The sequence below is a fragment of the Bacillus pseudomycoides DSM 12442 genome (genome assembly GCF_000161455.1).
Taxonomy (GTDB): Bacteria; Bacillota; Bacilli; order Bacillales; family Bacillaceae_G; genus Bacillus_A; species Bacillus_A pseudomycoides.
This window is the reverse complement of the sequence record NZ_CM000745.1, coordinates 2,274,357-2,280,647: the sequence shown is the minus strand read 5'-3', so window position 1 is coordinate 2,280,647 and position 6,291 is coordinate 2,274,357. Positions and strand designations below refer to the sequence as shown.

Below are 6,291 nucleotides of genomic sequence, written 5' to 3'. Positions count from 1 at the left end.
AATTTTGAGCATTTTGGAGAAAAGCTATATTGATTGTAAATTTGAAATAGATAGCATGAAAATTATAAATCAATTACACATACAATTTTAGAGGATTAAGGAGTTGCCTTAAATGTATAACGTTGAAATAAGAAGACCAATCATTGGTGATTATGAAGAGTTACATCAATTGTTTCATACAGTCATTGTAGATACGTTTGCTAGAGAAGGTTTATCGGAGTTGACTGGCGATATAGAAAATGAAATTGAAACTAAAAAACAGTACTTGAAATGTGACTTTGATAGCGATGGGAAAAATCGATATTTTTTGATCGCTGTAGACAAACATTGTAATAAAATTATCGGCACAATTGAATTTGGGCCATCTAGTAAACTGATTAATAATTGCACAGATGGTGCATTAAAAGACTTATATGAGATAGGGACTGTATTTGTACTCCCGAATTACCAAAGACGCGGCATAGGTAATTTGCTTTTAAATGCGATTTTTCTTACCTTATTGGATAAAGGAATAAAAGAATTCTGTTTGGATAGCGGATATACTAACGCACAAAAAATATGGAAGAAAAAATTTGGAGAGCCTAACTTTTTGTTAAAGGATTATTGGGGCGAGGCGTATGATCATATGATTTGGAGAAAATGCATAAATGATATACCTATAATATTTAGTAGATAATGAAAGTTGTTTTAGCAAATCGATTGTATAAATTTAATTAAATTACATTTATAATCAACACGCATAGCTTTTCTTTCATACTTATGCTATTATTTACCTTTACTATAAAAGAGGACGTGAAGTAACTTGATTAAAATTGATTTACCTGCAGTTGATGTTTCTATAACAGAAAGAAAACAAGTAATAAAAGGCGATGAGCCAAGAATCACTCCAATTCATGGATTCATTGATTTCCACCTGTTTCCAAGAGATAAAGGCGGCATTTTTATGTTTTATAACATTAATGATGAACTTCTTTTTGTTGGGAAAGCACGTAAAATAAGACAGCGTATTAAAAAGCATTTTGAAGACAATGTTTCACCAATTCAAGCACATCGCGATGAAGTATATCGTATTGATGTATGTATTGTAGAAGATCCAATGGAAAGAGAAATTTACGAAACATACATCATTAATGAACTTCAAGCGAAGTATAATGTTGATAAAGTATTTTATAAATAAAATAAGAGTAATTTAAAACATGATCTTAGTATTATATTAAGGTCATGTTTTTTTATTTAATAAAAAACATTTGATCCCCTTAGACTATTCGACAAAATATAACAATGCAAAAAATTGTTTTTTGCTATGATAAATAGGAAATTTATATATTGTGTTTATTGGGGGATAAAAAAGGATGTTGAAAAAATTTACTACATGTATTTTGGGTGGCGCTTTAGTATTTAACTTATCTGGGTGTGGAAGTACATCTGACAAAACTTCTTCTGAATCTAAAGAAACCACTTCTAAGCAAGAAGAAAAGAATGTGAAAACAAAAACAAACGATACAACGAAAGGGAATACAGATTCGAAAAACACGGAACAAACAAAAGAAAAGACAAAAATAAAAGAAAAAGAGTATTCATTAAACAAAACTTTTAATACGCCAAAATTTGATGTAACTGTGAAAAGAGTTGTAGAAAGAGATAAGGTTGGTAAAGAAAGTATAGGGATCCAAGAGCCTGAAAATGGACATGTCTTTATTGTTATAGAGGTTGAAGGGAAAAATATCACAAACGAACCGATGAAATTAGCAGTTTTGCCATCAGTTGATTTAGTGGATGAAAATGATAATGCTTACCAAAGTGATGTGTGGGCAACTAGTAGTTATGAGGTTGAAAAAGGCGAGACCTCTACTATTAGTAAGGAATTAAAACCTGGTGATGTAAAGAGAGGAAATAAAGTTTATGTGATTAATAAAGAAAAGTTTGATACAGGTAAATGGTATGTTCTTGTTAATCATGAACATAAAGAACAAATTAAATAAAGTTTATGTTAAGAGGGTATATACCCTCTTTTTTTGTTGTTTGGAAAAGTCCTTAAATCTTGAATTCCTTTACCTTTCTTTTCTTTCATAACAGGTAAAAACAAACATATACTGGTACAAGCAAACAAGAAAGGAGACAATCATGAACTGGTTAGAAGCTTTTATATTAGGAATTATTCAGGGATTAACGGAATTTTTACCTATAAGCAGTACTGGACACTTGTATTTAGGAAGACATTTGTTTCATTTAGATGAAGCTGGGCTTTTTTTAGACACGATGCTGCATATTGGTACCCTGTTAGCGGTGTTTATTTATTATAAAAAAGAGTTTATCTATTTAATTAAAAATCCACTTTCAAAGCTTACATTTTTACTCATTGTTGGAACAATCCCAGCAGTTATAATTGGCTTATTATTTAAAGATTTCTTTGAAGAGATTTCAAAAACGGGTGTAACAATCGGATGGGAGTTTTTAGTGACAGGTTTGTTTTTATATATGGCAGAGAAACAAAAAAGTGGACGTAAGAAAATGGATGCCATTACATATCAAGATGCTTTTATTATTGGTTCGTTTCAAGCGTTTGCTATTTTCCCAGCAATCTCTCGTTCTGGTATGACGATTGTCGCAGCACTTTGGAGAAAATTAGATCGTGAAACAGCTGCATATTTTTCGTTTTTGTTATCTACTCCCGCTATTGTTGGAGCAATCATTTTACAGTCTGTAGACGTATTTCAAGGGAAAGCTGAAAGCATTTCAAGTACATCGTTAATCGTTGGCACCTTATCTGCTGCATTTTTTGGATATATTGCAGTATCTTGGATGATTCAATATTTAAAGCAGCATTCTCTTAAAGTATTTGCATATTATGTTTGGGCTCTAGGCATTATCATTTTAACTTTACAGTTCACTGGCGTATTTTAAGGAGAACGACCTTGAAAAAATACAGTCATGCAATAATCTTATTTTATGCTGAGTCTTGCTGGTGAACGTTATTAGAAATGCTATTTTTAGCGGAATTACATGTTGATTCTTTGCTTAAATAGTACTTGTAATTAAGGGGAAAGACGAATAAATGTTGATAAAAAAATCCTGTTGCGCAATTTTATAGCAGGATTTTTTATTTTATGATTCTATTAATATGTCAGAAGTATAAAGAGGAAAATGAAAAATTTATTTTAGCATCATGAAAGTAGCGGAAATATCTTGCGGGAGGTAAAAAAATGTTAGGAAAAGCAATCGTTATTGGTGGAAGTATAACTGGGAAACTAGCAGCAAAAGCTTTATCTGATTATTTTCAAGAAGTAATAATTTTAGAAGCAGGCGAAGAATGGAATGAAAAAAGGCCTAGAAAAAGAGTACCTCAAAGCCATCATCCTCATGTGTTATTAAAAGGTGGTGAAGTAGCAATTGAGAAATTATTCCCGGCAATTATGAATCAATTAAAAGAAGATGGTGGTATCGAAAATAATTTTACTGGGGATTTGAAATGGCATCATTTTGGTTTATGGAAACAACCATTTATCGGAGAGTTGAATGCGGTTCAACAAAGTCGTCCTATGCTTGAGTGGCACATACAAAAAAGAATGAGTGAAGTAACTAATATTACAACAAAATATGAAACAATGGTTGAACAATTGATAATCGATCAGCAGCATAACAAGGTTTCTGGAGTAAAAGTGCGGTGCATGAAGACAGGAAATAAAGAAAATTTACACGCAGAACTAGTTGTGGATGCAAGTGGATTTGGTTCAAAAAATATAGAATGGTTAGAAACACATGGCATTGAGGTAAAAGAAGAAAAAGTATGGATTCAATTATTTTACGCGACTAGGGTATTCCAGCTAAAAAAGAATGAATGTCCTGATTGGTGCAATTTACTTATTTCTCCTAGCTTTCCTGAAAATCCTTATGGTGCCTTTATTCAAACTATTGAAGATAATCGATATTTCGTGACTTTTAGCGGATACGCCAATGAGAATGTACCAAAAACAGATGAAGAATTTCTTGCATTTGCTCATAAGTTACCTGCACCAGATGTCATTCATTTTCTTGAACAAGCAGAGCCAATTACAGATATAAAAATACATAAGATTCCATACCAAGTTCGTCGTCGATTCGATTTAGTGAAAAATATGCCAGAAGGATTTTTAGTAATTGGAGATGCTCACTGTCGCTTTGATCCAGTTTTTGGACAAGGAATTTCTGTCGCTGCTATGGAAGCTGAAGAATTACAAATGTGTTTAAAGAAGGGGAAAGTGCTAGAGAAAGATTTTACGCGTGACTTTTATAAGCGAATTTCAAAAATTATTGCAACGCCGTGGGAAATGGTTACTACAGAAGCTTTCCGTCACCCTAAGATAAAAGGAGAAAAGCCTTTTATACAACCATTTCAACAATGGTATACGAAAAAAATATACCAACTTTCCGCGAGTAATACAGACGTTTACATTCGTTTAGTTAGGGTCATGAACCTTATGCGTAGTCCCCTACATCTTCTTCATCCTAAGGTATGGCTTGCTATTCTTACAACTCGAAAAAATAAAGGAGGTTAATCTCATTACAAGCAGTAGGATTTTAACTATTAAATGGAGAATTTATAAGTAGATAATTGATTAAAAAGGAATGAGTCATGAATGGAAATATACATAGAAAAATTAAAGAAACAAGATGCGGAAGAATTGTTTGCTTTTGAGAGTTATAATAGAACTTTTTTTGAAAAGATGGTACCGAGTCGTGGTGATGATTACTATGTTTATGAGACGTTTCAATCTAAACATGATGAATTGTTAAAGGAACAAAAAGAAGGCACTTCCTACTTTTATCTTATACGGAATATGGAAAAAACAATTGTAGGTCGAATAAACTTAGTAGACATAGAGAAAGATAGACAATTGGGATATCTTGGTTATCGTGTAGGAGAAGATTTTATCGGAAATGGAATTGCAACTAAGGCCATCCAATTACTCTTAATTCAAGCAGCAAACCATCAAATTATCGAAATTCATGCAAAGACAACAAATAATAATATTGCTTCACAACTAGTATTAGAAAAAAACGGCTTTTCACGTACCGCAATTGATAAAAAAGGTATAGAGTTAAATGGTCAAAAGATTAATTTCATTCATTACGTTTGGAAACATACTAAAGTATTATAAAAGAAATTTTAAAACAAAAGGGGAACAATACAATGCAGGACTTACGTTATCCAATTGGGAAATTCACTTATGAAGGAAATATTACGGAGGAAATAGTAGAAAAGTGGATTCAAGAAATTGAAAATCTTCCTGCAAAACTAACAAAAGCAATTAACGGTTTAGATAAAGAACAGCTAGATACACCTTATCGAAAGGGTGGATGGACAGTACGGCAAGTTGTTCATCATGTTGTCGATAGTCATATGAATAGTTATATTCGTTTTAAGTTAGCTCTTACAGAAAATAACCCGACAATTAAACCATATATGGAAGAGAAATGGGCAGAGCTCCCTGATTCAAAATTACCTGTTGATGTTTCCCTTGTATTATTAGATTCATTACATAAAAGATGGGTAAATGTATTAAGCTCTTTAGAGCAGGCAGATCTTGAAAAAACTTTTAATCATCCTGAATCAGGTGAAACAAAACTGGAGGTAGCAATTGGATTATATGCATGGCACGGTCGGCATCATACTGCACATATCACTTCTTTACGGGAGCGATTAGGGTGGTAAATGTTATGGGAATAACACTAGAAAGAGCAATAAGTTTTGATGCGGAACATATTTTCAATATTCAAGTACAAGCATTTAAACCGTTATTAGAAAAATATAAGGACTATAAAACGAATCCTGCTAATGAAACAATTGATAAAGTAATTACAAGAATAAACAATCCTTATGGTGGATTTTATAAAATATTTGTTGATAATACTCTTGCGGGGGCTATTTGTATATTTCGGAAAGAAAAGACAACGGAATTCTGGATAAGCCCTATGTTCATTTTGCCTATTTATCAAGGGAAAGGGGTAGCCCAGAAAGCACTCGTTTTAATAGAGAAGATGTTCCCACAAGCAACTAGTTGGGAATTAGCTACCATTTTAGAAGAAGAACGTAATTGTTATCTGTATGAAAAAGTGGGCTACATTCAGACGGGGTTAAGAAAGAAGTTGAATGATAATACAACACTTGTTTATTATAAGAAAATATTATAAAAATAGATTTTAAAAGGATAGATACAACAGAGTATATCTGTATTATCTATCCCTTTATTTTGGTCCTATATAATACAATGTTGCGAAGTTTTTTGTATTTTTAAAACAAAACAATGCATG

Annotated in this window: 8 protein-coding genes; all 8 read left to right on the top strand. The window is 32.2% G+C overall.

Features of this window, described 5'->3' with window-relative positions; all coding sequences use genetic code 11:
* Positions 1 to 112: 112 nt before the first annotated feature.
* Positions 113 to 676 (top strand): GNAT family N-acetyltransferase, encoded by a 564-nt coding sequence (locus BPMYX0001_RS11325; protein ID WP_006094987.1) that lies wholly within the window; start codon positions 113 to 115, stop codon positions 674 to 676.
* A 126-nt stretch (positions 677 to 802) separates the two neighbouring features.
* The gene (locus BPMYX0001_RS11320; protein ID WP_006094986.1) at positions 803 to 1,177 is read left to right on the top strand and encodes a nucleotide excision repair endonuclease; all 375 of its coding nucleotides are present in this window, start codon (positions 803 to 805) and stop codon (positions 1,175 to 1,177) included.
* Positions 1,178 to 1,352: 175 nt separating this feature from the next.
* A complete protein-coding gene (locus BPMYX0001_RS11315) occupies positions 1,353 to 1,982 on the top strand; it encodes a DUF4352 domain-containing protein (RefSeq protein WP_033798901.1) in 630 nt (209 codons plus the stop codon).
* 142 nt (positions 1,983 to 2,124) lie between these two features.
* Positions 2,125 to 2,904: an undecaprenyl-diphosphate phosphatase gene (locus BPMYX0001_RS11310; RefSeq protein WP_006094984.1), complete on the top strand. Its 780-nt coding sequence runs from the start codon at positions 2,125 to 2,127 to the stop codon at positions 2,902 to 2,904.
* 299 nt (positions 2,905 to 3,203) lie between these two features.
* The gene (locus BPMYX0001_RS11305; RefSeq protein ID WP_006094983.1) at positions 3,204 to 4,535 is read left to right on the top strand and encodes an NAD(P)/FAD-dependent oxidoreductase; all 1,332 of its coding nucleotides are present in this window, start codon (positions 3,204 to 3,206) and stop codon (positions 4,533 to 4,535) included.
* Positions 4,536 to 4,616: 81 nt separating this feature from the next.
* Positions 4,617 to 5,138 (top strand): GNAT family N-acetyltransferase, encoded by a 522-nt coding sequence (locus BPMYX0001_RS11300; protein WP_006094982.1) that lies wholly within the window; start codon positions 4,617 to 4,619, stop codon positions 5,136 to 5,138.
* A 32-nt stretch (positions 5,139 to 5,170) separates the two neighbouring features.
* The gene (locus BPMYX0001_RS11295; protein WP_006094981.1) at positions 5,171 to 5,692 is read left to right on the top strand and encodes a YfiT family bacillithiol transferase; all 522 of its coding nucleotides are present in this window, start codon (positions 5,171 to 5,173) and stop codon (positions 5,690 to 5,692) included.
* Complete coding sequence (locus tag BPMYX0001_RS11290; protein ID WP_167535677.1) at positions 5,632 to 6,171, top strand: GNAT family N-acetyltransferase; 540 nt, start codon at positions 5,632 to 5,634, stop codon at positions 6,169 to 6,171. Before BPMYX0001_RS11295 ends, BPMYX0001_RS11290 begins: the two co-directional genes overlap by 61 nt.
* The last annotated feature ends 120 nt before the right edge of the window (positions 6,172 to 6,291 follow it).

Bases quoted from the DNA above. Each gene is read 5' to 3' on its own strand.
- BPMYX0001_RS11325 (WP_006094987.1), top strand. From the start codon at position 113: ATGTATAACGTTGAAATAAGAAGACCAATCATTGGTGATTATGAAGAG.
- BPMYX0001_RS11310 (WP_006094984.1), top strand. From the start codon at position 2,125: ATGAACTGGTTAGAAGCTTTTATATTAGGAATTATTCAGGGATTAACG.
- BPMYX0001_RS11300 (WP_006094982.1), top strand. From the start codon at position 4,617: ATGGAAATATACATAGAAAAATTAAAGAAACAAGATGCGGAAGAATTG.
- BPMYX0001_RS11315 (WP_033798901.1), top strand. From the start codon at position 1,353: ATGTTGAAAAAATTTACTACATGTATTTTGGGTGGCGCTTTAGTATTT.
- BPMYX0001_RS11295 (WP_006094981.1), top strand. From the start codon at position 5,171: ATGCAGGACTTACGTTATCCAATTGGGAAATTCACTTATGAAGGAAAT.
- BPMYX0001_RS11290 (WP_167535677.1), top strand. From the start codon at position 5,632: ATGGCACGGTCGGCATCATACTGCACATATCACTTCTTTACGGGAGCG.
- BPMYX0001_RS11305 (WP_006094983.1), top strand. From the start codon at position 3,204: ATGTTAGGAAAAGCAATCGTTATTGGTGGAAGTATAACTGGGAAACTA.